Genomic DNA, 25,698 nt, shown 5'->3' with positions numbered 1-25,698 from the left:
GACGACAGGCCCTGGTTTCCGAGGGGAAACAGCACCATGTCGCTCGTCAAGGACGCCACAGTCCTGGCCGACGAGAGGAACATCGTCCGACCCGTCGCACAGAAGCGGCGGGGACGACGGGACAACCTCGCCGGCTATCTGTTCATGTCGCCGTGGCTCGCGGGGTTCCTGCTGCTCACGGCGGGGCCGATGATCGCCTCGCTCTACTACGCGTTCACGGACTACAACCTGTTCGCCGCCCCCAAATGGATCGGCCTGCGGAACTTCACCGCCATGTTCGACGACCCGCGCTGGCAGAAGTCGGTGGAGGTCACGCTCAAATACGTGGTCATCGGCACCCCGCTGAAACTGCTGCTCGCCCTCGGCGTCGCGCTGCTGCTCAACCAGAGCCGCCGCGGCCAGGGCCTGTACCGCGCCGCGTTCTACGCGCCGTCACTGATCGGCGCCAGCGTCTCGGTCGGCTTCGTCTGGCGGGCGCTGTTCTCCGACAACGCCGTCGTCGACAAGGGACTCGGCTCCCTCGGGCTGAACCTCGGCGGCTGGATCGGCGACCCCGATCTCATTCTCTACTCGCTCGTCGCGCTCACCGTCTGGCAGTTCGGCGCACCGATGGTCATCTTCCTCGCCGGCCTCAAACAGGTGCCGCGCGAGCTGTACGAGGCCGCCGCCGTGGACGGCGCGGGACCGCTGCGCCGGTTCTGGAACATCACGCTGCCGATGATCTCCCCGGTGCTCTTCTTCAACGTCCTGCTGGAGTCGATCCACTCGTTCCAGATCTTCGGCTCCGCGTACGTCGTCTCCAACACGTTCTGCGGACCGGCCGACGCCACCCTCGTCTACACCTGCTACCTGTACCAAAAGGGCTTCCAGCAGTCCCAGATGGGCTTCGCGTCCGCCATGGCCTGGATGCTGCTGCTGGCTGTCGCGCTCGTCACCGCCGTCCTGTTCTGGTCCCAGAAGAAGTGGGTGCACTACGAGGAGGACGCCAAGTGACCGCTCTGACACCTGAGTTGAACAGCGGAGCCAACCCGCGCAAGCGCACAGGATCCCTCGTCTGGCACGTCTTCGCGCTCGCCGTGCTCTGCGTCGTCCTCTACCCGGTCGTCTGGGTGATCGGCGCCGCCTTCAAGCCCGGCAAGAAGATCGTCGGCTCGCTCGACCTCCTCCCCGCCGACCCGATCCTCGACAACGTCAAGGGCCTCGCCGACGGCATCGCCGGCATCTCCATCAGCACGTTCTTCACCAACTCGCTGTTCTACGCGGGCATGGCGGTCGTCGGCGTCGTCATCTCCAGCTCCCTGACGGCGTACGCCTTCGCGAAGATCCCCTTCCGGGGCCGGAACCTGCTCTTCGCGCTGATGATCGGCACGCTGCTGCTGCCGTACCACGTGCTGCTCATCCCGCAGTACGTCATGTTCCAGAAGCTGGAGCTCATCAACACGTACGTGCCGCTGCTCGCAGGCAAGTTCCTGGCGACGGAGGCCTTCTTCGTCTTCCTCATGGTCCAGTTCATGCGCGGGCTGCCACGGGAACTGGACGAGGCGGCGCGCCTCGACGGCTGCGGCCATCTGCGGATCTACTGGTCGATCGTGCTGCCGCTGTGCCGGCCCGCCCTGATCACCAGCGCGATCTTCACGTTCATCAACGCCTGGAACGACTTCATGGGCCCGCTGATCTACCTCAACGAGCCCTCCAAATACACCGTCTCGCTCGGCCTGATGATGTTCCGCGACCAGCAGGGCATCTCCGACTACGGCGGTCAGATCGCCATGGCGATGATGGCGCTCATCCCGGTCATCGCCTTCTTCATGGCCTTCCAGCGGTATCTGATCGACGGCATGGCCACATCGGGGCTCAAGTGAGGGGCGCGGTGCGGGGTACGGTGCGCGGCGCGGCGGCCCCGGGGGCCGAATCGCGGCGACGCGTCGGGTTCTCCGTCTTCGCCGAATGTCTGCTCACCGGTGTGTGGATCGCCCTCGCGTCCCTCCCGCTGGTCACCGCCCCGGCGGCCTTCGCCGCCGGGGCCCGGCACCTGCGCCGCCGGATCGGCGAACAGAGCGGCGGCTGGCGGGAGTTCGCGGCCGACCTCCGTGTCGCAGCGCGACACGGCTGGCTCGTCGGCCTTGCGGGCCTGGGCGCCCTGGCGGCCGTCTGGGTCGACCTGCGGGTGGCGCGGTCCGGCCTCCCCGGTGGTCAACTCGCCGCCGCCGTCGGCATGTTCGCGCTCATCGCGGGCGCCGTCGCCGTACTGCGGGCCGCCGCCGTCTGGGAGCCGGGCCGTGCCTGGCGGTCGCTGCTCGGCGACGCCGCCCGGCGCACCGTAAGGGCACCCGGCGGGTCCCTGCTCCTGGTGTGCGGGATCGCGCTCGTGATCCTCAGCGCGGAGTTCCTCATGCCGCTCGCGGTCCCGGTGCTCGGCGTGCTCGCGGCGGCGGCGGTCGCGGTGGAGGAGCGCGGCCGGGCCGGGTGAGCCGGCGTTATACGTAGAACGCGATCCCGTCTTACGTATAACGCGCCTCCGTCATACGTAACACCCCCTCAACCCCCCTCTCGTACAGCAACCCCCTTCTCGTACAGCACGTTTGGCATGCACGGAAAGGAACGACGATGTCCCCCATTCCCCGCAGGTCCCTCCTCAAGGCCGCCGCGGTCGCCGGCGCCGCCGCGCAGTTCAGCTGGGCGCTCGGCGGCAAGGAGGCGCAGGCCGCACCCGCCGCCGCACCCGCAGAAGCCGAGCCGGTCACGCTCGGCTGGCTGGAGGACGGCGGTCTCGGCGCGGCCCCCGGCTCCACCGTCGGCGTGCCCTGGCCCAAGGGCGCGTACGAGAAGGGGCAGGACTTCGCCCTCGCCACCGAGGACGGCAAGCAGGTCCCCGTCCAGACCTGGCCGCTCGCCCAGTGGCCCGACGGCTCGCTGAAGTGGACCGCGCACGCCGTGGGCCCCGGCGTCGGGAAAGGGAAGCTCTCGCTGAAGGCGGGGACCGCTGCGGCACCCGTTAAGAAGGTCAGCGTTTCGACGAGCGGCGGCGTCGTCACCGTCGACACCGGCGTCGTCGTCGCCAAGCTCGGCAAGAACGGATCGAGCCTGGTCAAGTCCGTCACCCGCGGCACCACCGAGATCGCCAAGGACGGCCGGCTCGTCCTCCTGCGCCAGAGCGAGATCGAGGACGGCGACCAGGGCACCCAGAAGTACGAGCGGTTCGAGTCCGTCATCGAGGAGACGAAGGTCGAGCAGGAAGGACCCGTCCGCGCCGTCGTCCGCATCGACGGCAAGCACCGCAAGGGAAACCGGAGTTGGCTGCCCTTCTCCATCCGGTTCTACTTCTACGCGGGCGCCGAATCGTTCCGCATGGTGCACACCATCACGTACGACGGCACCCAGGAACCCGGCAAGGCGTCCGGCGACTTCATCCGCGGGCTCGGCGTCCGCTTCACCGTGCCGATGCGCGACAAGGCGTACGACCGGCACATCCGCATCGGCGGCGAGGGCATCGGCATGCTCCGCGAAGCCGTCCAGGGCATCACCGGACTGCGCCGCGACCCGGGAGCGGCCGTGCAGGCCGCCCAGTTCGCGGGCGAGAAGCTGCCCGACCCCTCGACCTGGGACCAGCGCGTCACGACCCGCCTCCAGTACATCCCCGAGTGGGGCGACTACACCCTCTCCCAGCTCTCCGCGGACGGCTTCACGCTCAAGAAGCGCACCAAGAACGGACACGGCTGGATCGGCGCGGGCGGCGGCCGCCGGGCCAGCGGATTCGGCTACGTCGGCGGACCCAGCGGAGGATTCTCCTTCGGGCTGCGCGACTTCTGGGAGAAGCACCCGGCAGGACTCGACATCCGCGGCGCGCACACCGACGAGGCCGAGGTCACCCTCTGGCTCTGGTCGCCCGAGGCCCAGCCCATGGACCTGCGCTTCTACCACGACGGCCTGGGCCAGGACACGTTCGCGGAGCAGCTCGAAGGCCTCAACATCACGTACGAGGACTACGAGCCCGAGTTCGGCACCCCCTACGGCATCGCCCGCACCAGCGAGCTGATGTTCTGGGCGAACGACGCGACACCGAAGCCCGAGGCTCTCGCCCAGCAGGTCGAGGCCGTGCGCGTGCTGCCGCAGCTGACCGCCCCGCCCAAGCAGCTCATCAAGGCGAAGGTCTTCGGCCCCGGCCTCTACTCCGAGCCCGACCGCTCCACCCCCGCCAAGGCCAGGATCGAGGACCACCTCGACTTCCTCTTCACCTACTACAAGGACCAGGTGGAGATGCGCCGTTGGTACGGCTTCTGGGACTACGGCGATGTGATGCACTCCTACGACCCCGCGCGCCACCAGTGGCGTTACGACGTGGGCGGCTACGCGTGGGACAACTCCGAGCTCTCGCCGGACATCTGGCTCTGGTTCGCGTATCTGCGCTCCGGGCGCGCCGACATCTTCCGCTTCGCGGAGGCCATGACCCGGCACACCGGCGAGGTCGACGTCTACCACCTCGGCAAATGGGCGGGCCTCGGCACCCGGCACGGCGTCCAGCACTACGCCGACTCCGCCAAGCAGCAGCGCATCGCCAACACCACGTACCGCCGCTACTACTACTTCCTCACCGGCGACGAACGCGTCGGCGACCTCATGCACGCCAACGTCGACTCCGACGAGACGTTCCTCGTGCTCGACCCGCAGCGCAAGGTCCGCCCCGACCCCGACTACAAGCCCGACCCGCACGCCCTGTCCATCGGCTTCGGCACCGACTGGAGCGGCCTCGTCTCGGCCTGGCTCACCGAGTGGGAGCGGCGCGGGCCGAAGTGGGAGAAGGCCAAGGCGCGCGTCCTGTCGACCATGGAGACGATCGCCGCGCAGCCCAACGGGTTCGTTCAGGGCAGCGGGCTCTACGACCTCGACACCGGCAAGTTCGCCATCGCCGACAAGCCCGTCGTCGGCGTCTCCCACCTGTCGGCGGTCTTCGGCCTCAACGAACTGTGCGCGGAGCTGATCGACCAGGTCGACATGCCGAAGTTCGAGGAGGCGTACTACGACTACTGCCGCTACTTCAACGCCACGAAGGCGCAGCAGAAGGAACGGTACGGCTCGGACTTCGGCTCGCTCATCCTCTTCCAGGGCCACTCCCGGCTCGACGCCTACGCCGCCGTGCGCACAGGCGACGACAAGCTGGCCAAGCGTGCCTGGGAGAAGTTCTTCAAGAGCGACGGCTACACCGAGGCCTCGCCATGGAAGACGGAGAAGGTGGCAGGGCCTGTGACGCTCGTCGCCGGCACGGAGGCCAACTGGGTCTACACCAACGACACGGCCCTGTACGGACTCGCCGCCATCGAGAACCTGGCGCTGGTCGGGGACAAGATGCCCTGACCCCGGCAGACTCTGTCCATGGACTGGAAGGCCATGGACCGCAACCGTTACCGCTTTCACAGCGTGTGGGAACTGCCCGCCCCGCCGGGCGCCGTGTACGCGGTGCTCGAGCGGGCCGAGGAGTACCCGCGGTGGTGGCCCCAGGTCCGCTCGGTGACACCCCTGGACGGGAGCGCGACCAGCGGCGACGCCGTCTTCCGGTCCTTCCTTCCGTACGAGCTGCACGTCGCGGCGCGCGAGACGCGCCGCGACCCGGCCGCCGGGACCCTGGAGATCGCGATGACCGGGGACCTGGAGGGCTGGGCGCGCTGGACGCTGACGCCGCTGCCGGGCGGTGGCACCCGCGCCGTCTACGACCAGGAGGTCGAGGTCACCAAACCGCTGATGCGGCGGTTCGCGGTGGCAGGGCGGCCGGTGTTCCTCGCGAACCACGCGTGGATGATGCGCGGCGGGCGGCGGGGTCTTGCCGCCCATCTGCGACGGGTTTGAACGGACGGGTTTGAACACAGGGCGCCGCGACCTGTATTGTTCAACGCGTTCCCGGGCGATTAGCTCAGTGGGAGAGCGCTTCGTTCACACCGAAGAGGTCACTGGTTCGAACCCAGTATCGCCCACCCGGAGAATGACCGGTCCGCCGTACAGGCGGGCCGGTTTTTCGTTTCTTCCTTGAGGCCCCCAACGGGGGAACGATCAGGCCGCCGCCGGAAGTTCCGGGCGCAGCGGCCACGCCGGGTCCACCGCCTCCGGGGTGCCGCTGCGGGCGAACCAGGCCTCCAGACCGCGGGCCTGCGCCGCGTGCCAGACCGCCTGCAGGGTGTGCAGCTCGGCGGGGGAGAGGCGCTCAAGGCGGGACGCGAACCGGCGGCCCACCTGCCGCACCAGGTCGAGGGACGCCTGCGCGTCCGCCGCCGCGTCGTGCGCGTCCGCCAACTCCACCTCGTAGTGCTCACACAGGTCGGTCAGCGTACGGCGCCCCTTGCGGTAACGGTCCAGGTGCTTGTCCAGAACGCGCGGGTCGACCACGCACAGGGACGCCGTCGCCAGATAGTGGGCGAGCGACGAGGCCCGGTGCCGCTTCAACTCGCGGTCAAGCAGTGTCAGATCGAACGGCGCGTTCATCACGACGAGCGGGCGGCCCGCCGCGGCCTGCTCGGCGAGCGCACGCCCGACCTCCTCCATCACCGGCGCGGGCCACCGCCCGGTGCGTTGCAGATGCTCGTCGGTCAGGCCGTGCACCTCGGTCGCGCCGGGCGGCACCGGCACCCCGGGGTTCACCAGCCAGCGCGACACCCGTGGCCGCGTACCCGCCGCGTCCTGCACCACGATCGCGGCGGACACAATGCGATCGTTCTCCACGTCCACGCCGGTCGTCTCAGTGTCAAAGGCGGCCAGGGGACCTTCGTACCAGCACGTCATGATCTCTCAACTCCTGGTTCCCGCGCGGCAGATGACGTCCCGTCGACGTGTTGTCACTGCCCCAAGCGGTGATACCCGCGCTGTTTGCTTCGTACGCCGAGCGGTGACAACACAGGTACGAGTCATGGCAGTTCAGCGGGGTGCCATCGGCGCGAACCCGCATTCCCGGAAGGTCAGTCGGCCCATGGCGCTCGCGCGGCCCGAACAAGGCGGGCTGCTGCCCGAGCGGATCGCACCGCCGCGCGGCAATCTCGCCACCACCGCCTGCATGGAGACCCTGCAGGTGGGCTATCTGCACGCCGTGGCCGCCGCCGCGGGGTGCTCGCTCTCGCAGCCCTTTCCGGACAACGGCATCGACTGGCACGTCAGTCACGGCTCGCCCGGACATGTCGTCGACGACGAGGTCACCATCAAGGTGCAGCTCAAGGCGACCTACCAGGTCGCGCCCGACCCGCCGGGGCCTTCCTTCGCGTTCACGCTCGACAACGCGCACCTGGAGAAACTCGCCCGCACCCCGGTCTCGGTGCACAAGATCCTCGTCGTGATGCTCGTGCCGCGCGCCCAGGACGACTGGCTGCGAGCCGCCCACGACCGGCTCGACCTGCGGCACTGCTGCTACTGGATGAACCTCGCGGGGCACCCGGTCACCGGCCGGCGCAGGACCACCGTGCGCGTCCCGACGGCACGGATCTTCGACGACCGCGCGCTCTGCGAGATCATGGCCAGGGTGGGCGCGGGTGGACGGCCCTGACGGTTCAACTCGGCTTGTGCCGAAGGGAGTTGTGTGATGCAGCATCGCCCGATCGAGGAACCTCTGCGTCCGCTCGGTGCGGGCCGCGGCCACCCCGTCGACCTCGTCGGACCGGAGCCGGGGCAGGTCGACCCGGTGGTGCTCGGCGCCCTGCTCGACCGGCACGGCTGGCGGCGGCGCGGCGGGGCCGCCGGGCGGTACGCGCGCTGGACGCTGCCGGGGTCCGGGGGCCGCACCAGCCTGCTCGTGCCGGAGAGCCGGGCTTTTCCGGACAGCGAGGAACTGCTCGGCGAGGCGCTCGTCGCCCTCGAACGCAGCGGTACGCCGTCCGCGCGCGAGGTGCTGGTCTCGCTCGCCGTGCCCAGCGACGAGATCCGCTGGACGCGCGACGTCCCGGCCGGGCCCGCGGGCGTCTCGTCCTGGCCCGCCGAGGAGCAACTGCGGGGCGCGGCACGGCAGATGCTGCTCGCGGGCGCCCTCGCCGCGCGCGGCCGCGCCGGGTACTACGGGGCCCGGCATCGGCGGCCAGCGGCCGCGGCCCTGGAGAACGTCCTGGTGCAGACGGCGTCCGGCGGGCGCCGTCTCACCGCGTTCGTGCCCGTCGCCACGGGACGGGCGCTCGCGGTCCGGCTGCACCAGGCGCTGTACGCGGTGCGCGAGGCCATCGACTACCGGCGGGCCACCGGCGGCATGGACGCCTTCGACAGCGCCATCGAGGCGGGCGTCAGCCATGAACTGACCGAGGCGCTCGTCGCGCTGGTCCGCGGCACCGAGGGCGCACGCGTCGGCGTGGCCTGGGCGCCCGCCGCCGGAGTGCCGCAGGAGTGCACGGACGGGGACGCGCCCGTCGAGTTCTCACCCGGTGACCTCGATGTGCTGCGCGAGGCCGGCGCCCGCTTTCTGTACGCCGAACCCGCCGTCTCCGTCCGCGTCACCGGCACCGTCGTCCGCCTGCGCAGGACGGGGCCGCGCGGCGCGGGCACGGTGCGGCTGCGGGTGCTCGCGGGCGTCGAGGTGCCGCACGTGCGGATGACGCTGGACGAGGAGGCGTACCGGATCGCGGGGCACGCGCACCTGGTGGGCCTGCCGATCCGCGTGCACGGGCGGCTGGAGAGCCGGGGCGGGTTCCGCCGCCTCACCGGTGCGACCGGAGTCGTACCCGTACAGGTGGAGGAGGCGGAGCGGGACCGGATGATGAAGTCGCTCCAGGAGAACCTGGACTTCTTCGAGGAGGCGTGTGCGGGGGAGGACTAGAGGGGCGCACTAGTCGGTGGGCCGGTGTGTGTACAGGTCTCTGAGTAGGGCGATCTCCGCCGTGTGGTGCAGCATCTCGCGGTTGATGTGCAGTACGAGCGTCGCCATCGGCTCCTTGGCGAACGGGCCCTCGGTCGGGCCGCACGCTTGGGCCAGCGCCGCCTCGTCGAGGCCCCGCACGCCCGCGATCCACCGCGCGTAGGCGGAGTCGAGACGGTCAAGGGCCCCGGCGGCCGTGCCCGGATAGTCGTACGACATGTAGTCCACGGGCTCCGCCCCGAAGTGCGACGCGTTCCGGGCGCCGAGCACGCCCACCAGGATGTGGCCGAGGCGCCACGCGATCGTCGTGACGGGGGCTGGAACCGGCTCCGGGTATTCAAAGTCGATCGTGAGGTCACCGGAGCCGCCCTGGACGGCGGCCGTGCCCGTGCCGCGCGGGTGCAGCGTCCAGCAGTCCGCCACGGGCTCCCAGAAGTACTCGTCGTCGGTGAGCCCCGCCAGGCGGTCGCGGAGCTGGTGGCGCCAGTGCCAGTCGAGCTGGTCGGCGAGGAGCGTGTTCCAGTCGAGTGTCATACGTCTCACGCTAGGGCCCTTCTGACGGGTCAGGCTGGATGCGGGTGGCGGTGCATGTTCGGTGCCGGTGAGCGGGGTCTGGTGCGTGCAGCTGCAAGGCGGAGGAGGGCGTCAACGCGGAGCGTTGGCAACCGACGACAACGCGGCAGATGTGCGTGCCAGGGCCCGCGACTCCAGCAAGATCCGTCAGAAGGGCCCTAGAGCCCGGCACTGACAGTCGCCCGGCCGCCGGACCGCTGCCTGCTTAACCGTTTCGCGAGCCGCCCTGGTGACTCGGTACGATCGTGGCTGCGCGCGTCACAGGTAATGGCGCGGCGTTCCATCTTCAGGTAGGAGAAGTCCGGTGTCTGACGTCCGTGTGGCCATCCAACGCGATTCCGAGCGGGAAGAGCGCGTGGTGACGACGGGCACTACGGCCGCCGAGCTCTTCGCCGGCGAGCGCAGCATCATCGCGGCCCGCGTGGCCGGTGAGCTGAAGGACCTCGCGTACGAGGTCGCCGACGGCGAGACCGTCGAGCCCGTGGAGATCTCCTCCGAGGACGGTCTGAACATCCTGCGGCACTCGACCGCGCACGTCATGGCGCAGGCCGTGCAGGAGCTGTTCCCCGAGGCCAAGCTCGGTATCGGCCCGCCCATCAAGGACGGCTTCTACTACGACTTCGACGTCAAGGAGCCGTTCACCCCCGAGGACGTCAAGCGCATCGAGAAGAAGATGCAGGAGATCCAGAAGCGGGGGCAGCGCTTCTCGCGCCGCGTCACCACCGACGCGGACGCCGCCGTCGAGCTCGCCGACGAGCCGTACAAGCTGGAGCTCATCGGCCTCAAGGGCAACGCGGCGCAGGCCGCCGACGGCGCGGACGCCGAGGTGGGCGGCGGCGAGCTGACCATCTACGACAACCTCGACGCCAAGACCGGCGAGCTGTGCTGGAAGGACCTCTGCCGAGGCCCGCACCTGCCGACCACCCGTGTCATCCCCGCGTTCAAGCTGATGCGTTCGGCCGCCGCCTACTGGCGGGGCAGTGAGAAGAACCCGCAGCTCCAGCGCATCTACGGCACCGCGTGGCCGTCGAAGGACGAGCTGAAGGCGTACCTGGAGTTCCTCGCCGAGGCGGAGAAGCGCGACCACCGCAAGCTCGGCGCCGAGCTCGACCTGTTCTCCTTCCCGGACGAGCTGGGCCCCGGCCTCGCGGTCTTCCACCCGAAGGGTGGCGTGATCCGCAAGGTCATGGAGGACTACTCGCGGCGCCGCCACGAGGCCTCCGGCTACGAGTTCGTGAACACCCCGCACATCTCGAAGGAAGCGCTCTTCGAGACCTCGGGTCACCTGCCGCACTACGCGGAGGGCATGTTCCCGCCCATCCAGTTCGACGAGCAGAACTACCGCCTCAAGGCGATGAACTGCCCGATGCACAACCTGATCTTCAAGTCCCGCGGGCGTTCCTACCGTGAACTGCCGCTGCGGCTCTTCGAGTTCGGCACCGTGTACCGCTACGAGAAGTCGGGCGTCGTGCACGGCCTGACCCGGTCCAGGGGCTTCACGCAGGACGACTCGCACATCTACTGCACCAAGGAGCAGATGCCGCAGGAGCTCGACACGCTCCTGACCTTCGTGCTCGACCTGCTGCGCGACTACGGCCTGACCGAGTTCGAGCTGGAGCTGTCCACCCGCGACGACTCCGACAAGTTCATCGGCACGGACGAGGACTGGGCGGAGGCCACCGAGGCGCTGCGCCTGGCCGCCGAGAAGCAGGGCCTGCCGCTCGTGCCCGACCCGGGCGGCGCCGCGTACTACGGCCCGAAGATCTCCGTGCAGGCCAAGGACGCCATCGGCCGCTCCTGGCAGATGTCGACCCTCCAGGTCGACTTCAACCAGCCCAAGCGGTTCGGCCTGGAGTACACCGCGGCCGACGGCTCGCGTCAGCAGCCCGTCATGCTGCACCGCGCCCTGTTCGGCTCGATCGAGCGGTTCTTCGGCGTGCTCCTGGAGCACTACGCGGGTGCGTTCCCGGCGTGGCTCGCCCCGGTCCAGGCCGTCGGCATCCCGATCGGCGACGGGCACGTGACGTACCTGGAGGAGTTCGCCGAGAAGGCGCGCGCCCAGGGCCTGCGCGTCGAGGTCGACAAGTCCTCGGACCGCATGCAGAAGAAGATCCGCAACCAGCAGAAGGCCAAGGTGCCCTTCATGGTCATCGCGGGCGACGAGGACATGAACGCCGGTTCGGTGTCCTTCCGTTACCGCGACGGCTCGCAGGAGAACGGCATCCCGGTCGACGAGGCCATCGCGAAGATCGCGAAGGTCGTCGAGGAGCGGACGCAGGTCTGACGCTCAGTCCTTGCCTTCGGAGGCCCTCGGGGAGTTCCCCGGGGGCCTCTCGCCTTCCCTCTCGCCTTCCCGCGCGAAGACCTGAAGCAGCCACGACGAGAACGAGCCGGTGACGGCGCCGAGCAGCGCGAGCCCACACGCCATCACGCCGACCGCCACGAGCCGGCCGAGCGCCGTGACCGGCGACAGATCGCCGTAACCCACGGTCGACAGCGTCGTGCACGTGAACCACACCGCGTCGCCGTACGTACGGATGTCCGCGCCGGGCGTCGTGTGCTCCTGCTGGTACAGGGCCAGCGAGCCCGCGAAGCCGAGCAGCGTCACCGAGAGGCCCGCGTACGCGATCACGCGCGCGTGCAGTGCGAGCCGCGGCTCGTTCTGCCGGCGCTGCACCGCCTCATAGGCCTGCACGATCCGTACGGGACGCAGCAGCGGCAGCAGTAGGACCAGCGTGTCCAGCCAGTGCGTGCGCAGGAAGCGCGGCAGCCGCTGTCCGCTCAGCCGCAGCCGCACCACGTAGTCCACGAGGAACACCGCCCACGCGGTGAGTGTCGCCGCCAGACACAGGTCCAGGACCGGGCCCGGCAGGCCCTGGCCGAGGACCCGGACCGCGTATCCGGCGAGGTAGACGAGCGAGGCCACCGCCAGGACGACGCCGTTGTGCCGCTCCCAGCGGGCGAGTGGGGTGTCGGTCATCCCGACAGCATCGCCCGCGCCGACCTGGGGAGGTACCCGCCGACACGCCTCCGTGAGGGGACGCAATATGCTGCATTGCATGACGAGTGAGCCGGAGCAGCAGGTCGGTCCAGTGGGTGAGCCGGACGGATTCGGGCGTCTGTGGACCCCGCACCGCATCGCGTACATCCAGGGCGAGGGCAAACCGAGCGGCCCCGGGGCCGACGACGGCTGTCCCTTCTGCGCGGCTCCCGGCAAGTCCGACGAGGACGCGCTGATCGTGGCCCGCGGCGAACACGTCTTCGCGATCCTCAACCTGTACCCGTACAACGGCGGGCACATGATGGTGCTGCCGTACCGGCACGTCGCCGACTACACCGACCTCGACCTGAACGAGACCGCGGAGCTCGCCGACTTCAGCAAGCGCGCCATGAGCGCGCTGCGCTCCGCTTCAGGCGCGCACGGCTTCAACATCGGCATGAACCAGGGCGCGGTCGCGGGCGCCGGCATCGCGGCCCATCTGCACCAGCACATCGTTCCGCGCTGGGGCGGCGACACCAACTTCATGCCGGTCGTCGGCCACACCAAGGTGCTGCCGCAGATGCTCGCCGACACCCGCACGGCCCTTGCGAAGGCCTGGCCGAGCGAGTAACCGCGCGCACCTCACGCGTTGTACGTGTCCGCCTTCCCCGGAGACGGGTCCTGGACCGCGCCGCTGAGGAACCCCGAGCGGGCGCCGAACTTCTCGGTGTCCACGCCGTTCTCGTCGAGCACCCTGAGGGCCGCCGCGTGCACCACGCGCAGCACGGGCGTGGCCGTGCGCAGTGCGTCGTCCGCCATGAAGCGGTGCCGCCAGGGCTGGTCCGCCCAGGCGTGCCGCAGGCCGAACGGCTCGGGCAGCACGAGCTTGCCGCCGAGGTGGTCCAGGAGCGGCGGATACCAGGTGAAGGGGGCGCGGACCGCGATCCGGACCGACTCGTCCGAGGTGATCAGCGGGAGCGTCTTCTCCGTGGTCTCCCAGAACCGGATGGGCTTGGAGACCTCCTTCTTCCGCGGCTCGGGCTTCGACGTGAACAGGGAGTGCACCGGACCGAGCGCGTGCCCGGTCACCTCTATCCGCAGCGTCTGGTGCAGCACCGTCACCGTGATCAGCATCGTGATCACCAACTGACCGTCCCAGAGCGTGAACTGGACGCCCAGGTAGTGGCGGCTGCCGCCGCCGAACTGCTGCTCGTTGCAGATTCGCTCTATCTCGTGCGTCCTGGTCTCGAAGGCGTCGACGTTCACGCCCGAGGGGCGGGTCACGCTCTTCGCGTTCTCACCGATCGGCGAGACGATCCAGTGCTTGACCGAAGGCGTGGGGAAGCCTCCCGTGTGGATGGGCTTGCGCTCCAGGAGGCGGAGCTGGTCGTGGATCGCGCGGACCACGTCCCAACTGCGGAACGGGTGGATGTCCTTGCCGGGCTCCTTGGACACCAGGTCCTCGGCCAGCTGCCAGCCGCCCCAGCGCGTGCCCATGCCCAGGATGCCCTTGGGGCCTGCGTAGAACACGGAGTTCGACTGCTGCTCGGCCGACAACTTGGCGAGGTTCTGCCGCAGTTGCTCCGCGGCGGTCTCACCGGGGCTGCCGGGCACCGCCTCCGGGATCTTCGCGCCGACCCCGCCGCCGGACAGCAGCCCGCCCCACCGGTCCCGCAGGTCCCGCGCGGTGTGCTCGCAGATCCGCCGCGCCCAGAAGCCGCCGACCACCGGCGCCACGAACGAGGCACGCAGATACCAGGTCCAGCCGCTGGTGGACGGGAGCTGGACGAGCGCGACCACGACCCCGACGAACACGATGGCCATCAACGCCATGGTCAGGGCGGCCCGGCCGCGCGTCGCGCGCTCGCGCTGCTTGGCCTCGCGCTTCTCCTTGGCGCCCTTGCTCTCGGCCTCCTTGACCTCTTTCTCGGCCCCCGCCACCCGGATGTTGTCCCTGCGGCGGATCTCGAATGCCGTCACCCACAGCAGGAATCCGGGCAGGAACAGGAAGCCGAACACCACGGTCACGAGCGTGAGCAGGCTGTCGCGCTGGCGCCGGATCCGATTGGCCGCGAGACAGTGCTCCACCACGACCTGCGGTTCCGTGCCGAACGACTGGATGAGCGGCTTGCGCGCGCCACCCAGCATCCGCACCTGCACCGCCCGCGCGAAGGCCTCACCGAGGTTCGGCGCGAACAGTGACCACATCCCCTTCTTCACCTGGGACTTGTGCCACTCGTTGTTGGTCTCCTCGATCTTCGCCGCCGGGTCGTCCCGGTACGCGGCCGAGGCGATGGCGAACGTCGCGGCGGTCTGGCCCGCGGATCCCTGCAACGGGATCTGCGCGCCCGGTCGGAAGTCGAATACTCCGTCGGCCGAAGCCGGCTTCATCGTGTCCGCCACTGCCACCCCCATCACCGCACGCCGTCGTTGCGGCTTTTCCCGACTTGCCCGCCCCGCACACCTGTTGGGCGCGCCGTCGGCCGGATCCGGCTGATCTTCGACCAGCGTAGCGGCCGCCACCGACACCGGCCCCGAGGAACGACGAAGCCGGGGCCGGTGTGCGTCTCAGGGCGACTACGGGACGTCCTGGGCCTGTTCGCGGATCCGCTCGCTCAACTGGGCCGGCATCGGTTCGTGCCGGGCGTACGCGCGGCTGAAACGCGCGGTGCCGTGCGACAGCGAGCGCAGGTCCACCGCGTACCGGCCGATCTCGATCTCCGGCACCTCGGCCCGGATCAACGTCCGCCCGCCCGCTGCCTGTTCGGTGCCGACGACGCGGCCGCGGCGCCCGGACAGATCGCTCATCACGGTTCCCACGTAGTCGTCGCCGACGAGGACCTCGACCTCGGCCACCGGCTCCAGGAGATGGATCCGCGCGTCGGCCGCCGCCTCGCGCAGCGCGAGCGCCCCCGCCGTCTGGAACGCCGCGTCGGACGAGTCCACCGAGTGCGCCTTGCCGTCGAGGAGTGTCACCCGCACGTCGATGAGTGGATACCCGGCCGCGACGCCCTTCGTCGCCTGTGCCCGCACGCCCTTCTCCACGGACGGGATGAACTGCCGGGGGACCGCGCCGCCGACGACCTTGTCCACGAACTCGATGCCCGAGCCGCCGGGCAGCGGCTCCACCTCGATCTCGCAGATCGCGTACTGGCCGTGGCCACCGGACTGCTTCACGTGCCGGCCGCGCCCCGCCGACTTGCCGGCGAACGTCTCCCGGAGGGAGACCTTGTGCGGGACGACGTCGACCTGCACCCCGTACCGGCTGCGCAGCCGTTCCAGGGCGACGTCCGCGTGTGCCTCGCCGAGACACCACAGCACCACCTGGTGCGTGTTCTGGTTCTGTTCCAGGCGCATCGTCGGGTCCTCGGCGACCAGGCGTGAAAGACCTTGCGAGAGCTTGTCCTCGTCGGCCTTGCTGTGCGCCTGGATGGCCAGCGGCAGCAGCGGGTCGGGCATTTCCCACGGCGACATGAGCAGCGGCGCCTCCTTCGCCGAGAGGGTGTCCCCGGTCTCCGCCCGGCTCAGTTTCGCGACGCACGCCAGATCGCCGGCGATGCAGTGGGTCAGCGTGCGCTGCTGCTTGCCGAAGGGGGCCGAGAGCGCCCCGATCCGTTCGTCCGACTCGTGCAGGGCGCGCGTCTCGTGCCCGTGGTCGGAGAGCCCGTGGCCCGACACGTGCACGGTCTCGTCGGGCCGCAGCGTGCCGGAGAAGACGCGGACGAGCGAGACCCGCCCCACGTACGGGTCGGACGCGGTCTTCACGACCTCCGCCACCAGCGGCCCTTGCGGGTCGCAGGCGCGGATGTCCAGCTCCTTGCCGTCGCGCCCCCGCACATCGGGAGCGGCCCGCTCCAGGGGGGTCGGGAAGCCGCCGGTGATCAGCTCGAGGAGTTCGACGGTGCCGATGCCCTGCCGTGCGTCCTCCGCCGCCGGGGCCGCCGCGAGCACCGGGTGGAAGACGCCGCGCGCGACGGCTCCCTCCAGGTCGTCGATGAGCGTCTTGACGTCGATCTCCTCGCCGCCCAGATAGCGGTCCATGAGGGTCTCGTCCTCGCTCTCGGCGATGATCCCCTCGATGAGCCGGTTGCGGGCCTCCTCGATCAATGTGGCCTGGTCGGCGTCCGGTTCCGACTCCTTGCGTTCGCCCGACGCGTAGTCGAAGAGGCGCTGCGAGAGCAGCCCGATCAGGCCCGTCACGGGCGCGTGCCCGTCCGGTGCCTGTTCGCCGCGCAGGGGGAGGTACAGCGGGAGCACGGCGTCGGGGTCGTCGCCACCGAAGACCTCGGCGCAGCTCCGCGTCATGTCCTCGAAGTCGGCGCGCGCCGCCTCCAGGTGCGTGATCACGATGGCGCGCGGCATGCCGACGGCCGCGCACTCCTCCCACACCATGCGGGTCGCGCCGGCCATCGTCTCGGGCCCGTCGGCCGCGGAGACGACGAAAAGGGCCGCGTCCGCAGCCCGCAGACCGGCCCTCAACTCCCCGACGAAATCGGCGTATCCGGGGGTGTCCAGGAGATTGATCTTGAAACCGTCCCACTCCAGTGGGACGAGCGAGAGCTGGACCGAGCGCTGCTGGCGATGCTCGATCTCGTCGTAGTCGGAGACCGATGTGCCGTCCTCGACGCGGCCCGCCCTGTTCACCGCCCCCGCGGTCAGAGCGAGGGCCTCCACCAGGGTCGTCTTGCCCGATCCGCTGTGGCCGACCAGCACCACATTCCGTACGGACGCGGGATGGTCGGCCGTCGCTGCCCTGCCGGCGGCTCCGGGGTGTCCGTTGTTCTTGTCGCCCATGCCTTGCCTCCCGGTACTGCTTCTTCGGTGAGGTGGTGCTTCAGGGCGCGGACACGCGAATCCGCGTGCGGAGGCGGCTTCGGCGACGCCCGCGGTGTCTTCGAGCTTTCCACTCGGGTCACTGTGCGTCCATACGTCGTACCGGATCGCGCGCCCACGCGTGCGGCCCGTCGGCGGTTCGCACGTGTGCGTGGCTACGATGGGCCAGCCGGTGGCCAGAGGGGCCGCGCGGCCACCGACCCTCGGGAAGGCCATGCTGAACAAGTACGCGCGTGCATTCTTCACGCGTGTCCTCACACCGTTCGCCGCGTTTCTCATCCGCCGCGGAGTCAGCCCCGACGCGGTCACGCTCCTGGGCACCGCCGGAGTCGTGGCCGGTGCGCTGGTCTTCTACCCGCGCGGGGAGTTCTTCTGGGGAACCGTCGTCATCACGCTGTTCGTGTTCTCGGACCTCGTGGACGGCAATATGGCGCGCCAGCTGGGCCGCTCCAGCCGCTGGGGCGCCTTCCTGGACTCCACGCTCGACCGGGTCGCCGACAGCGCCATCTTCGGCGGCCTGGCGCTCTGGTACGCCGGTGGCGGCGACGACAGCGTCCTGTGCGCCGTGTCGATCTTCTGCCTCGCCAGCGGCCAGGTCGTGTCCTACACGAAGGCACGCGGAGAATCGATCGGCCTGCCCGTCGCCGTGAACGGGCTCATCGAGCGGGCCGAGCGGCTCGTCATCTCGCTCGTCGCCGCGGGCTTCGCCGGGCTGCACAAGTTCGGCGTGCCCGGCATCCAGTACCTGCTGCCGGTCGCCCTGTGGATCGTCGCCGTGGGCAGCCTGGTCACGCTGATCCAGCGCGTGGTCACGGTGCGCCGTGAGTCCGCCGAGGCCGACGCGGCGGCCGCCCAGGAGGGGGCCACCTCGTGAGCGGGACGCAGGAGCGGATCACCGACGCGCTGTACGGACTCGGTTGGGCGACCGTCAAGAAGCTGCCCGAGCCGGTCGCCAAGCGCCTCGGCCGCACGATCGCGGACGCCGCCTGGAAGAAGCGCGGCAAGGGCGTGCAGCGCCTGGAGGCCAACCTCGCGCGCGTGGTGCCGGACGCCACCCCCCAGCGGCTGCGGCAGCTCTCCCAGAAGGGCATGCGCTCGTACCTGCGCTACTGGATGGAGTCCTTCCGACTCCCCGCGTGGAGCAAGGAGCGCATCCAGGACGGCGTGTCGATCAAGGACATCCACTACCTCACCGAGGGCCTCGACTCCGGTAAGGGCGTCGTCCTCGCGCTGCCCCACATGGGCAATTACGACCTGGCGGGCGCCTGGGTCACCACCAAGCTGGACACGCCGTTCACGACCGTCGCCGAGCGGCTCAAGCCGGAGACCCTGTACGACCGTTTCGTCGCCTACAGGGAGGGCCTCGGCATGGAGGTGCTGCCGCACACGGGCGGCGCCGCCTTCGGGACGCTCGCACGGCGGCTGCGCGCGGGCGGCCTGGTCTGTCTGGTCGCGGACCGGGACCTGTCGTCCTCCGGTGTGGAGGTCAAGTTCTTCGGCGAGACGACGCGGATGCCCGCGGGGCCCGCGATGCTCGCCCAGCAGACCGGGGCGCTGCTGCTCCCGGTCACCCTCTGGTACGACGACTCGCCCACCATGCGTGGTCGCGTCCACTCACCCGTCGACGTGCCGGAGACAGGTACGCGGGCCGAGAAGGCGTCTGTCATGACGCAGGCGCTGGCCGATGCCTTCGCCACGGGGATCGCGGACCATCCGGAGGACTGGCACATGCTGCAGCGCTTGTGGCTCACCGACCTCGACCATTTCGAAGAGAGGCCGGCGTGAGGATCGGAATCGTCTGCCCGTACTCCTGGGACGTGCCGGGCGGCGTCCAGTTCCACATCCGCGATCTGGCGGAGCACCTCATCGCCCTGGGGCACGAGGTGTCCGTTCTCGCCCCCGCGGACGACGAGACCCCGCTGCCGCCGTACGTCGTGTCGGCGGGCCGCGCGGTTCCCGTGCCGTACAACGGCTCGGTGGCGCGCCTGAACTTCGGCTTCCTGAGCGCCGCGCGCGTACGCAGGTGGCTGCACGACGGCACGTTCGACGTGATCCACATCCACGAACCGGCGTCCCCGTCGCTCGGCCTCCTGACCTGCTGGGCCGCGCAGGGCCCGATCGTCGCGACCTTCCACACGTCCAACCCGCGCTCGCGCGCGATGATCGCCGCGTACCCGATCTTGCAGCCCGCTCTGGAGAAGATCAGCGCGCGCATCGCGGTGAGCGAGTACGCGCGCCGTACGTTGGTCGAGCACCTGGGCGGCGACGCGGTCGTCATCCCGAACGGCGTCGACGTCGGCTTCTTCGCGCGGGCCGAACCCAAGGCCGAGTGGCAATCAGAAGGGGCGCGAAGCTCGGACAAGGGTGGCGGTGGGAGACGGGCGGGAACGATCGGCTTCATCGGCCGGATCGACGAGCCCCGCAAGGGCCTGCCGGTGCTCATGAAGGCGTTGCCGAAGATCCTCGCGGAGCGTCCGGAGACCCGGCTCCTGGTCGCGGGACGGGGCGACGAGGAAGAGGCGGTGGCCTCACTGCCCAAGGAGATGCGCGACCGCGTCGAGTTCCTCGGCATGGTCAGCGACGAGGACAAGGCACGCCTCCTGGCGAGCGTCGACGTGTACGTCGCGCCCAACACCGGAGGCGAGAGCTTCGGCATCATCCTGGTGGAGGCGATGTCGGCGGGCGCACCCGTGCTCGCCTCCGACCTGGACGCCTTCACCCAGGTCCTCGACCAGGGCGCGGCCGGCGAACTGTTCACCAATGAGGACGCGGACGCGCTCTCCGTCGCGGCCCTGCGCCTCCTGGGCGACCCGGAGCGGCGCGCCGAACTACGCGCGCGTGGCAGCAAGCACGTCCGCCGCTTCGACTGGTCCACGGTCGCCGCGGACATCCTCTCGGTCTACGAGACGGTGACCCAGGGCGCGGCTGCGGTGGCGACGGACGAGCGGACGGGCCTCAGGGCGCGCTTCGGCTTGGCGCGGGACTGACGCCCGCCCCGACCCCGGTAGCCTTGCCGCCCGTGACCGTCACCCTCATCTGGATCGCCGTAGCCCTCTTCGCGATCGGGCTCTACCTGAGCTGGACCGCGGGAAGGCTCGACCGCCTGCACGCCCGTATCGACGCGGCCCGCGCCGCCCTCGACGCCCAACTTCTGCGCCGTGCCTCGGTCGCCCAGGAACTGGCCACGTCGGGCGTGCTCGACCCGGCCGCGTCGATCGTGCTGTACGAGGCGGCACACGCCGCGCGCCAGGCCGAGGAGGAGCAGCGCGAGGTCGCCGAGAGCGAGCTCAGTCAGGCGCTCAGGGCGATCTTCAGCGAGCCCGACCAGGTCGAGGTGGTCCGCGAGGCCCCCGGCGGCGACGAGGCGGCCGAGGAGCTCGCGCAGGCGGTCCGCCGCGTCCCCATGGCCCGCCGCTTCCACAACGACGCCGTACGCGCCGCCCGTGCGCTGCGCCGCCACCGCACGGTCCGCTGGTTCCGGCTCGCCGGGCACGCCCCGTTCCCGCTGGCCTTCGAGATGGACGACGAGCCGCCGGTGGCGCTGGCCGACCGCCCCACCAACTAGATCCCAGGCCAAAAGGATCCACCGGCTGCCCATTGGCCCTTGTAGTGGACTGGTCTCCAGAGGTTTCCTCGGTGCTGAAAGAGCCTTCTTCACCGAGTGAGGTCACCCGTGTCCACTTCTGAAAACACCGCCACCGGCACCGCCCGCGTCAAGCGGGGCATGGCCGAGCAGCTCAAGGGCGGCGTCATCATGGACGTCGTCACGCCCGAGCAGGCGAAGATCGCCGAGGACGCCGGCGCCGTCGCCGTGATGGCGCTGGAGCGGGTGCCGGCCGACATCCGTAAGGACGGCGGCGTGGCCCGGATGTCCGACCCGGACATGATCGAGGGCATCATCGGCGCCGTCTCGATCCCGGTGATGGCCAAGTCCCGCATCGGCCACTTCGTCGAGGCCCAGGTGCTGCAGTCCCTCGGCGTCGACTACATCGACGAGTCCGAGGTGCTCACCCCGGCCGACGAGGTCAACCACAGCGACAAGTTCGCCTTCACGACCCCGTTCGTCTGTGGCGCCACCAACCTGGGCGAGGCCCTGCGCCGCATCGCCGAGGGCGCCGCGATGATCCGTTCCAAGGGCGAGGCCGGCACCGGCAACGTCGTTGAGGCCGTCCGTCACATGCGCCAGATCAAGCACGAGATCGCCAAGCTGCGCGGCTGCGACAACAACGAGCTGTACGCCGCCGCCAAGGAGCTGCGCGCCCCTTACGAGCTGGTCAAGGAGGTCGCCGAGCTCGGCAAGCTGCCGGTCGTGCTGTTCTCCGCCGGTGGCGTCGCCACCCCCGCCGACGCCGCGCTGATGCGCCAGCTCGGCGCCGAGGGCGTCTTCGTCGGCTCCGGCATCTTCAAGTCCGGCGACCCGGCCAAGCGCGCCGCCGCCATCGTCAAGGCCACCACCTTCTTCGACGACCCGAAGATCATCGCGGAGGCGTCCCGCAACCTCGGCGAGGCCATGGTCGGCATCAACTGCGACACGCTTCCCGAAGGCGAGCGCTACGCGAACCGGGGCTGGTGATGACCACTCCTGTGGTCGGAGTGCTCGCGCTCCAGGGCGACGTGCGCGAGCACCTCGTCGCCCTGGCCGCGGCCGACGCCGTGGCCAGGCCCGTGCGGCGCCCCGAGGAACTGGCCGAGATCGACGGTCTCGTCATCCCCGGCGGCGAGTCGACCACCATCTCGAAGCTGGCCCACCTCTTCGGCCTGATGGAGCCCCTTCGCGCGTGCGTGCGTGAGGGGCTGCCCGTCTACGGGACGTGCGCGGGCCTGATCATGCTCGCCGACAAGATCCTCGACCCGCGCTCGGGCCAGGAGACCATCGGCGGCATCGACATGATCGTGCGGCGCAACGCCTTCGGGCGACAGAACGAGTCCTTCGAAGCGGCGGTCGACGTCCAGGGCGTCGGGGGCGCTCCTGTGGAGGGTGTCTTCATCCGGGCTCCCTGGGTGGAGTCCGTGGGCGCCGAGGTGGAGGTGCTCGCCGAGTACGAGGGGCACATCGTGGCCGTGCGCCAGGGCGATGCCCTCGCGACGTCCTTCCACCCGGAACTCACGGGGGACCACCGGATTCACGCCCTGTTCGTGGATATGGTGCGGGCGAGGGGCGCTTCGGGTTCCTTGTAGGATCTCTGGCGTTCGTAAATTGGTTACGCGAAGGAGACAGGCAGATGTCCGGCCACTCTAAATGGGCTACGACGAAGCACAAGAAGGCCGTGGTTGATGCCAAGCGCGGCAAGCTCTTCGCGAAGCTGATCAAGAACATCGAGGTTGCGGCGCGCTCCGGCGGCATCGACCCCGATGGAAACCCGACGCTTGTCGACGCCATCCAGAAGGCCAAGAAGAGCTCAGTCCCGAACAAGAACATCGACTCCGCGGTCAAGCGCGGCGGCGGCCTCGAGGCCGGCGGCGCCGACTACGAGACGATCATGTACGAGGGCTACGGGCCGAACGGCGTCGCGGTGCTCATCGAGTGCCTCACCGACAACCGCAACCGCGCCGCCTCCGACGTGCGCGTGGCGATGACCCGCAACGGCGGCAACATGGCCGACCCGGGTTCCGTGTCGTACCTGTTCAACCGCAAGGGGGTCGTGGTCGTGCCCAAGGCCGAGCTGTCCGAGGACGATGTCCTGGGTGCCGTGCTCGACGCGGGCGCCGAGGAGGTCAACGACCTGGGCGAGTCCTTCGAGGTGCTCTCCGAGGCCACCGACCTGGTCGCGGTCCGCACCGCGCTCCAGGAGGCCGGGATCGACTACGACTCGGCCGACGCCAACTTCGTCCCGACCATGCAGGTCGAGCTGGACGAGGACGGCGCGCGCAAGATCTTCAAGCTGATCGACGCGCTCGAGGACAGCGACGACGTGCAGAACGTCTTCGCCAACTTCGACGTCTCCGACGAGGTCATGGAGAAGGTCGACGCGTAGGCGCTGCCGCGCACGCACCACAGCGGCGGGCCGGGGAGACACGTCTCCCCGGCCCGCCGTCGTTGTCGGTGGCAGCGGATAGCCTGGAGGACGTTCGAAGATCACTCGCGGTCGGGAGGGGGCGCGCATGCGTGTACTGGGAGTCGACCCAGGGCTCACCCGCTGCGGTGTCGGCGTGGTCGAGGGAATCGCGGGACGGCCGCTGACGATGCGCGGCGTCGGTGTCGTACGCACGCCTGCGGACGCCGAGTTGGGGCACCGCCTCGTCGCCATCGAGCAGGGCATCGAGCAGTGGCTCGACGAGCACCGGCCCGAAGTCCTCGCCGTGGAGCGGGTGTTCAGCCAGCACAACGTCAGTACGGTGATGGGCACCGCCCAGGCCAGCGCCGTCGCCATGCTGTGCGCCTCGCGCCGCGGCATCCCCGTGGCGCTGCACACGCCCAGCGAGGTCAAGGCCGCCGTCACCGGCACGGGCCGCGCCGACAAGGCACAGGTGGGCGCCATGGTGACGCGCCTGCTGAGGCTCGACGCCCCGCCGAAGCCGGCCGACGCGGCCGACGCCCTCGCCCTCGCCATCTGCCACATCTGGCGCGCCCCCGCGCAGAACCGACTCCAGCAGGCCGTGGCCCAGCACGCGGCCAAGGCAGCACAGCCCTCATACGCACCGAAAGGCCGTACCGCATGATCGCCTTCGTCAGCGGCCCCGTCGCCGCCCTCGCCCCCGACGCCGCGGTGGTCGAGGTGGGCGGTATCGGCATGTCCCTCCAGTGCACGCCGAACACGCTGTCCACGCTGCGTATCGGCCAGCAGACCAAGCTCGCCGCCTCCCTCGTCGTGCGCGAGGACTCGCTCACCCTGTACGGCTTCGCGGACGACGACGAGAAGCAGACGTTCGAGCTGCTGCAGACGGCGAGCGGCGTCGGTCCGCGCCTTGCCCAGGCGATGCTCGCCGTGCACAGCCCGGACGCGCTGCGCAGAGCCGTCTCCACGGGCGACGAGAAGTCGCTCACGGCCGTCCCGGGCATCGGCAAGAAGGGCGCCCAGAAGCTGCTCCTCGAACTGAAGGACCGGCTCGGCGAACCCCTCGGTACGGGCGGCCCGGCCATTGGCACGGCCGTCACCAGCGGCTGGCGCGAACAGCTGCACGCCGCGCTGATCGGCCTCGGCTACGCCACCCGCGAGGCCGACGAGGCGGTCGACGCGGTCGCCCCGCAGGCCGAGGCGGAGGGCACGCCGCAGGTGGGCCGGCTCCTGAAGGCGGCCCTGCAGACTCTGAACCGCACCCGCTAGCCGACCGGCCCACCACCCACCCCCACCCGTAACGCGAGGCACCACACATGAACTGGGACGAGACCACCGACGACGCCGCGACGCCGCAGGCCGACCGGCTCGTAGGTGCGTCCGCCGACACGGAGGACCAGGCGGTCGAGGCCGCCCTGCGCCCCAAGGACCTGGGCGAGTTCATCGGCCAGGAGAAGGTCAGGGAGCAGCTCGACCTGGTGCTGCGTGCCGCCCGCGCGCGTGGCGCCACCGCCGACCACGTCCTGCTCTCCGGCGCTCCCGGCCTCGGCAAGACCACCCTCTCCATGATCATCGCGGCCGAGATGGGCGCCCCGATCCGCATCACCTCCGGCCCCGCGATCCAGCACGCGGGCGACCTCGCGGCGATCCTCTCCTCGCTCCAGGAGGGCGAGGTCCTCTTCCTCGACGAGATCCACCGGATGTCGCGGCCCGCCGAGGAGATGCTCTACATGGCGATGGAGGACTTCCGGGTCGACGTCATCGTCGGCAAGGGCCCCGGCGCCACCGCCATCCCGCTGGAACTGCCGCCCTTCACCCTCGTCGGGGCGACCACGCGCGCGGGGCTGCTGCCGCCGCCGCTGCGCGACCGTTTCGGCTTCACCGCGCACATGGAGTTCTACGGGCCCCCCGAGCTCGAGCGGGTGATCCACCGCTCGGCGAGCCTCCTCGATGTGGAGATCGACACGGTGGGTGCGGCCGAGATCGCCGGGCGCTCCCGCGGCACCCCCCGCATCGCCAACCGCCTGCTGCGCCGCGTACGCGACTATGCGCAGGTCAAGGCCGACGGCCGGATCGACAGGGACATCGCCTCCGCCGCGCTCGGCGTCTACGAGGTGGACGGCCGCGGCCTCGACCGTCTGGACCGCGCCGTGCTGGAGGCCCTGCTCAAGCTGTTCAGCGGGGGCCCTGTGGGACTTTCGACACTTGCCGTCGCCGTGGGGGAGGAGCGTGAGACGGTGGAAGAGGTCGCCGAGCCCTTCCTCGTCAGAGAGGGACTGCTGGCGCGCACCCCCCGGGGACGCGTGGCGACTCCCGCCGCGTGGGCCCACCTGGGACTCGCCGCACCCCAAGGGAGACCTGGGGCGGGCGGACAACACGGCCTGTTCGGGGCATGACGGCGCGCGTACTCGCCGGGGCTGGAACCCCGGTGCCATGCTGAGCGTTGTTCCCACCGTGCGGACTCGCTTAGACTCCGCCGACGTCGCCTTTGCGGCGGCGTAATA

The 25,698-nt window shown here is 70.2% G+C and carries 24 protein-coding genes and 1 tRNA gene; 20 read left to right on the top strand and 5 right to left on the bottom strand.

Annotation, left to right across the window (positions count from 1 at the left end):
* The first annotated feature begins 36 nt into the window (after window positions 1-36).
* The 6 genes from ACFYWS_RS22160 (at window position 37) to ACFYWS_RS22135 (ending at window position 5,966) form a co-directional block, all read left to right on the top strand.
* Window positions 37-993, top strand: coding sequence for a carbohydrate ABC transporter permease (locus ACFYWS_RS22160; protein WP_389279234.1), 957 nt, complete (start codon window positions 37-39; stop codon window positions 991-993).
* On the top strand, window positions 990-1,862 hold the full coding sequence (locus tag ACFYWS_RS22155; RefSeq protein ID WP_389279233.1) for a carbohydrate ABC transporter permease: 873 nt from the start codon (window positions 990-992) through the stop codon (window positions 1,860-1,862). The genes ACFYWS_RS22160 and ACFYWS_RS22155 overlap by 4 nt, the downstream gene beginning before the upstream one ends.
* A gap of 8 nt (window positions 1,863-1,870) precedes the next feature.
* Complete coding sequence (locus ACFYWS_RS22150; protein ID WP_389279231.1) at window positions 1,871-2,470, top strand: hypothetical protein; 600 nt, start codon at window positions 1,871-1,873, stop codon at window positions 2,468-2,470.
* Between the two features lie 137 nt (window positions 2,471-2,607).
* Window positions 2,608-5,352: a Tat pathway signal sequence domain protein gene (locus ACFYWS_RS22145; protein ID WP_389279229.1), complete on the top strand. Its 2,745-nt coding sequence runs from the start codon at window positions 2,608-2,610 to the stop codon at window positions 5,350-5,352.
* Window positions 5,353-5,385: 33 nt separating this feature from the next.
* Window positions 5,386-5,841, top strand: coding sequence for an SRPBCC family protein (locus ACFYWS_RS22140; protein WP_389279810.1), 456 nt, complete (start codon window positions 5,386-5,388; stop codon window positions 5,839-5,841).
* Between the two features lie 53 nt (window positions 5,842-5,894).
* Window positions 5,895-5,966: transfer RNA gene (locus tag ACFYWS_RS22135), tRNA-Val, on the top strand.
* Window positions 5,967-6,042: 76 nt separating this feature from the next.
* Here the strand turns inward: ACFYWS_RS22135 and ACFYWS_RS22130 are convergent.
* Window positions 6,043-6,768 (bottom strand): 3'-5' exonuclease, encoded by a 726-nt coding sequence (locus tag ACFYWS_RS22130; protein ID WP_389279227.1) that lies wholly within the window; start codon window positions 6,766-6,768, stop codon window positions 6,043-6,045.
* Between the two features lie 184 nt (window positions 6,769-6,952).
* Between ACFYWS_RS22130 and ACFYWS_RS22125 the strand changes: the two genes are divergently transcribed.
* Together ACFYWS_RS22125 and ACFYWS_RS22120 are read left to right on the top strand one after the other, a co-directional pair.
* Window positions 6,953-7,519: a DUF4365 domain-containing protein gene (locus ACFYWS_RS22125; RefSeq protein WP_389279808.1), complete on the top strand. Its 567-nt coding sequence runs from the start codon at window positions 6,953-6,955 to the stop codon at window positions 7,517-7,519.
* A gap of 36 nt (window positions 7,520-7,555) precedes the next feature.
* Window positions 7,556-8,773, top strand: a complete 1,218-nt coding sequence (locus tag ACFYWS_RS22120) for a hypothetical protein (protein ID WP_389279225.1) — start codon at window positions 7,556-7,558, stop codon at window positions 8,771-8,773.
* 9 nt (window positions 8,774-8,782) lie between these two features.
* On the opposite strand, the gene ACFYWS_RS22115 is transcribed toward ACFYWS_RS22120, so the two are convergent.
* Complete coding sequence (locus tag ACFYWS_RS22115) at window positions 8,783-9,346, bottom strand: DinB family protein (protein ID WP_389279223.1); 564 nt, start codon at window positions 9,344-9,346, stop codon at window positions 8,783-8,785.
* A 343-nt stretch (window positions 9,347-9,689) separates the two neighbouring features.
* On the opposite strand from ACFYWS_RS22115, the gene thrS reads away from it, so the two are divergent.
* Complete coding sequence (gene thrS / locus ACFYWS_RS22110; protein WP_389279221.1) at window positions 9,690-11,669, top strand: threonine--tRNA ligase; 1,980 nt, start codon at window positions 9,690-9,692, stop codon at window positions 11,667-11,669.
* Between the two features lie 3 nt (window positions 11,670-11,672).
* Here thrS and ACFYWS_RS22105 read toward each other — a convergent pair whose 3' ends face one another.
* Window positions 11,673-12,365 (bottom strand): potassium channel family protein, encoded by a 693-nt coding sequence (locus ACFYWS_RS22105; RefSeq protein ID WP_389279219.1) that lies wholly within the window; start codon window positions 12,363-12,365, stop codon window positions 11,673-11,675.
* 67 nt (window positions 12,366-12,432) lie between these two features.
* On the opposite strand from ACFYWS_RS22105, the gene ACFYWS_RS22100 reads away from it, so the two are divergent.
* Window positions 12,433-12,996, top strand: coding sequence for an HIT family protein (locus ACFYWS_RS22100; protein WP_389279217.1), 564 nt, complete (start codon window positions 12,433-12,435; stop codon window positions 12,994-12,996).
* 11 nt (window positions 12,997-13,007) lie between these two features.
* On the opposite strand, the gene ACFYWS_RS22095 is transcribed toward ACFYWS_RS22100, so the two are convergent.
* Together ACFYWS_RS22095 and ACFYWS_RS22090 are read right to left on the bottom strand one after the other, a co-directional pair.
* The gene (locus ACFYWS_RS22095) at window positions 13,008-14,756 is read right to left on the bottom strand and encodes a hypothetical protein (RefSeq protein WP_389279806.1); all 1,749 of its coding nucleotides are present in this window, start codon (window positions 14,754-14,756) and stop codon (window positions 13,008-13,010) included.
* Window positions 14,757-14,942: 186 nt separating this feature from the next.
* Window positions 14,943-17,159, bottom strand: coding sequence for an elongation factor G-like protein EF-G2 (locus ACFYWS_RS22090; RefSeq protein ID WP_389279215.1), 2,217 nt, complete (start codon window positions 17,157-17,159; stop codon window positions 14,943-14,945).
* Between the two features lie 199 nt (window positions 17,160-17,358).
* On the opposite strand from ACFYWS_RS22090, the gene pgsA reads away from it, so the two are divergent.
* The 10 genes from pgsA to ruvB all read left to right on the top strand — a co-directional run bounded on the left by pgsA (window position 17,359) and on the right by ruvB (window position 25,590).
* The gene (gene pgsA, locus ACFYWS_RS22085; protein WP_389279804.1) at window positions 17,359-18,072 is read left to right on the top strand and encodes a phosphatidylinositol phosphate synthase; all 714 of its coding nucleotides are present in this window, start codon (window positions 17,359-17,361) and stop codon (window positions 18,070-18,072) included.
* Window positions 18,069-18,983, top strand: coding sequence for a phosphatidylinositol mannoside acyltransferase (locus ACFYWS_RS22080; protein WP_389279213.1), 915 nt, complete (start codon window positions 18,069-18,071; stop codon window positions 18,981-18,983). Before pgsA ends, ACFYWS_RS22080 begins: the two co-directional genes overlap by 4 nt.
* A complete protein-coding gene (locus ACFYWS_RS22075) occupies window positions 18,980-20,185 on the top strand; it encodes a glycosyltransferase family 4 protein (RefSeq protein ID WP_389279211.1) in 1,206 nt (401 codons plus the stop codon). Before ACFYWS_RS22080 ends, ACFYWS_RS22075 begins: the two co-directional genes overlap by 4 nt.
* Window positions 20,186-20,217: 32 nt before the next feature.
* Entirely contained in the window at window positions 20,218-20,763 is a 546-nt protein-coding gene (locus ACFYWS_RS22070; RefSeq protein WP_389279209.1) for a hypothetical protein, read from the top strand.
* 108 nt (window positions 20,764-20,871) lie between these two features.
* Window positions 20,872-21,771 carry a pyridoxal 5'-phosphate synthase lyase subunit PdxS gene (gene pdxS / locus ACFYWS_RS22065; RefSeq protein WP_389279208.1) on the top strand — a complete coding sequence of 300 codons (900 nt, stop codon included), beginning with the start codon at window positions 20,872-20,874 and terminating at the stop codon, window positions 21,769-21,771.
* Window positions 21,771-22,376, top strand: a complete 606-nt coding sequence (gene pdxT / locus ACFYWS_RS22060) for a pyridoxal 5'-phosphate synthase glutaminase subunit PdxT (RefSeq protein WP_389279206.1) — start codon at window positions 21,771-21,773, stop codon at window positions 22,374-22,376. The genes pdxS and pdxT overlap by 1 nt, the downstream gene beginning before the upstream one ends.
* Window positions 22,377-22,420: 44 nt before the next feature.
* Entirely contained in the window at window positions 22,421-23,173 is a 753-nt protein-coding gene (locus tag ACFYWS_RS22055; protein WP_389279204.1) for a YebC/PmpR family DNA-binding transcriptional regulator, read from the top strand.
* 127 nt (window positions 23,174-23,300) lie between these two features.
* Complete coding sequence (gene ruvC, locus ACFYWS_RS22050) at window positions 23,301-23,858, top strand: crossover junction endodeoxyribonuclease RuvC (protein WP_389279202.1); 558 nt, start codon at window positions 23,301-23,303, stop codon at window positions 23,856-23,858.
* Window positions 23,855-24,463 carry a Holliday junction branch migration protein RuvA gene (gene ruvA, locus ACFYWS_RS22045; protein ID WP_389279200.1) on the top strand — a complete coding sequence of 203 codons (609 nt, stop codon included), beginning with the start codon at window positions 23,855-23,857 and terminating at the stop codon, window positions 24,461-24,463. The genes ruvC and ruvA overlap by 4 nt, the downstream gene beginning before the upstream one ends.
* Before the next feature lie 47 nt (window positions 24,464-24,510).
* Entirely contained in the window at window positions 24,511-25,590 is a 1,080-nt protein-coding gene (ruvB, locus tag ACFYWS_RS22040; RefSeq protein ID WP_389279198.1) for a Holliday junction branch migration DNA helicase RuvB, read from the top strand.
* The last annotated feature ends 108 nt before the right edge of the window (window positions 25,591-25,698 follow it).

The sequence above is a fragment of the Streptomyces sp. NPDC002795 genome, from assembly GCF_042888725.1.
Lineage (GTDB): Bacteria > Actinomycetota > Actinomycetes > Streptomycetales > Streptomycetaceae > Streptomyces.
This window is presented reverse-complemented; position numbering and strand designations above follow the sequence as displayed.

Excerpts from the sequence above, each read along its gene's own strand:
- pdxT (WP_389279206.1), top strand. The coding sequence starts at position 21,771 with ATGACCACTCCTGTGGTCGGAGTGCTCGCGCTCCAGGGCGACGTGCGC.
- ACFYWS_RS22105 (WP_389279219.1), bottom strand. The coding sequence starts at position 12,365 with ATGACCGACACCCCACTCGCCCGCTGGGAGCGGCACAACGGCGTCGTC.
- ACFYWS_RS22055 (WP_389279204.1), top strand. The coding sequence starts at position 22,421 with ATGTCCGGCCACTCTAAATGGGCTACGACGAAGCACAAGAAGGCCGTG.
- ACFYWS_RS22095 (WP_389279806.1), bottom strand. The coding sequence starts at position 14,756 with ATGAAGCCGGCTTCGGCCGACGGAGTATTCGACTTCCGACCGGGCGCG.
- ruvA (WP_389279200.1), top strand. The coding sequence starts at position 23,855 with ATGATCGCCTTCGTCAGCGGCCCCGTCGCCGCCCTCGCCCCCGACGCC.
- ACFYWS_RS22145 (WP_389279229.1), top strand. The coding sequence starts at position 2,608 with ATGTCCCCCATTCCCCGCAGGTCCCTCCTCAAGGCCGCCGCGGTCGCC.
- ACFYWS_RS22120 (WP_389279225.1), top strand. The coding sequence starts at position 7,556 with ATGCAGCATCGCCCGATCGAGGAACCTCTGCGTCCGCTCGGTGCGGGC.
- ACFYWS_RS22115 (WP_389279223.1), bottom strand. The coding sequence starts at position 9,346 with ATGACACTCGACTGGAACACGCTCCTCGCCGACCAGCTCGACTGGCAC.
- ruvB (WP_389279198.1), top strand. The coding sequence starts at position 24,511 with ATGAACTGGGACGAGACCACCGACGACGCCGCGACGCCGCAGGCCGAC.
- ruvC (WP_389279202.1), top strand. The coding sequence starts at position 23,301 with ATGCGTGTACTGGGAGTCGACCCAGGGCTCACCCGCTGCGGTGTCGGC.
- pgsA (WP_389279804.1), top strand. The coding sequence starts at position 17,359 with ATGGGCCAGCCGGTGGCCAGAGGGGCCGCGCGGCCACCGACCCTCGGG.
- ACFYWS_RS22160 (WP_389279234.1), top strand. The coding sequence starts at position 37 with ATGTCGCTCGTCAAGGACGCCACAGTCCTGGCCGACGAGAGGAACATC.
- ACFYWS_RS22130 (WP_389279227.1), bottom strand. The coding sequence starts at position 6,768 with ATGACGTGCTGGTACGAAGGTCCCCTGGCCGCCTTTGACACTGAGACG.
- ACFYWS_RS22125 (WP_389279808.1), top strand. The coding sequence starts at position 6,953 with ATGGCGCTCGCGCGGCCCGAACAAGGCGGGCTGCTGCCCGAGCGGATC.
- ACFYWS_RS22090 (WP_389279215.1), bottom strand. The coding sequence starts at position 17,159 with ATGGGCGACAAGAACAACGGACACCCCGGAGCCGCCGGCAGGGCAGCG.
- ACFYWS_RS22140 (WP_389279810.1), top strand. The coding sequence starts at position 5,386 with ATGGACCGCAACCGTTACCGCTTTCACAGCGTGTGGGAACTGCCCGCC.
- ACFYWS_RS22100 (WP_389279217.1), top strand. The coding sequence starts at position 12,433 with ATGCTGCATTGCATGACGAGTGAGCCGGAGCAGCAGGTCGGTCCAGTG.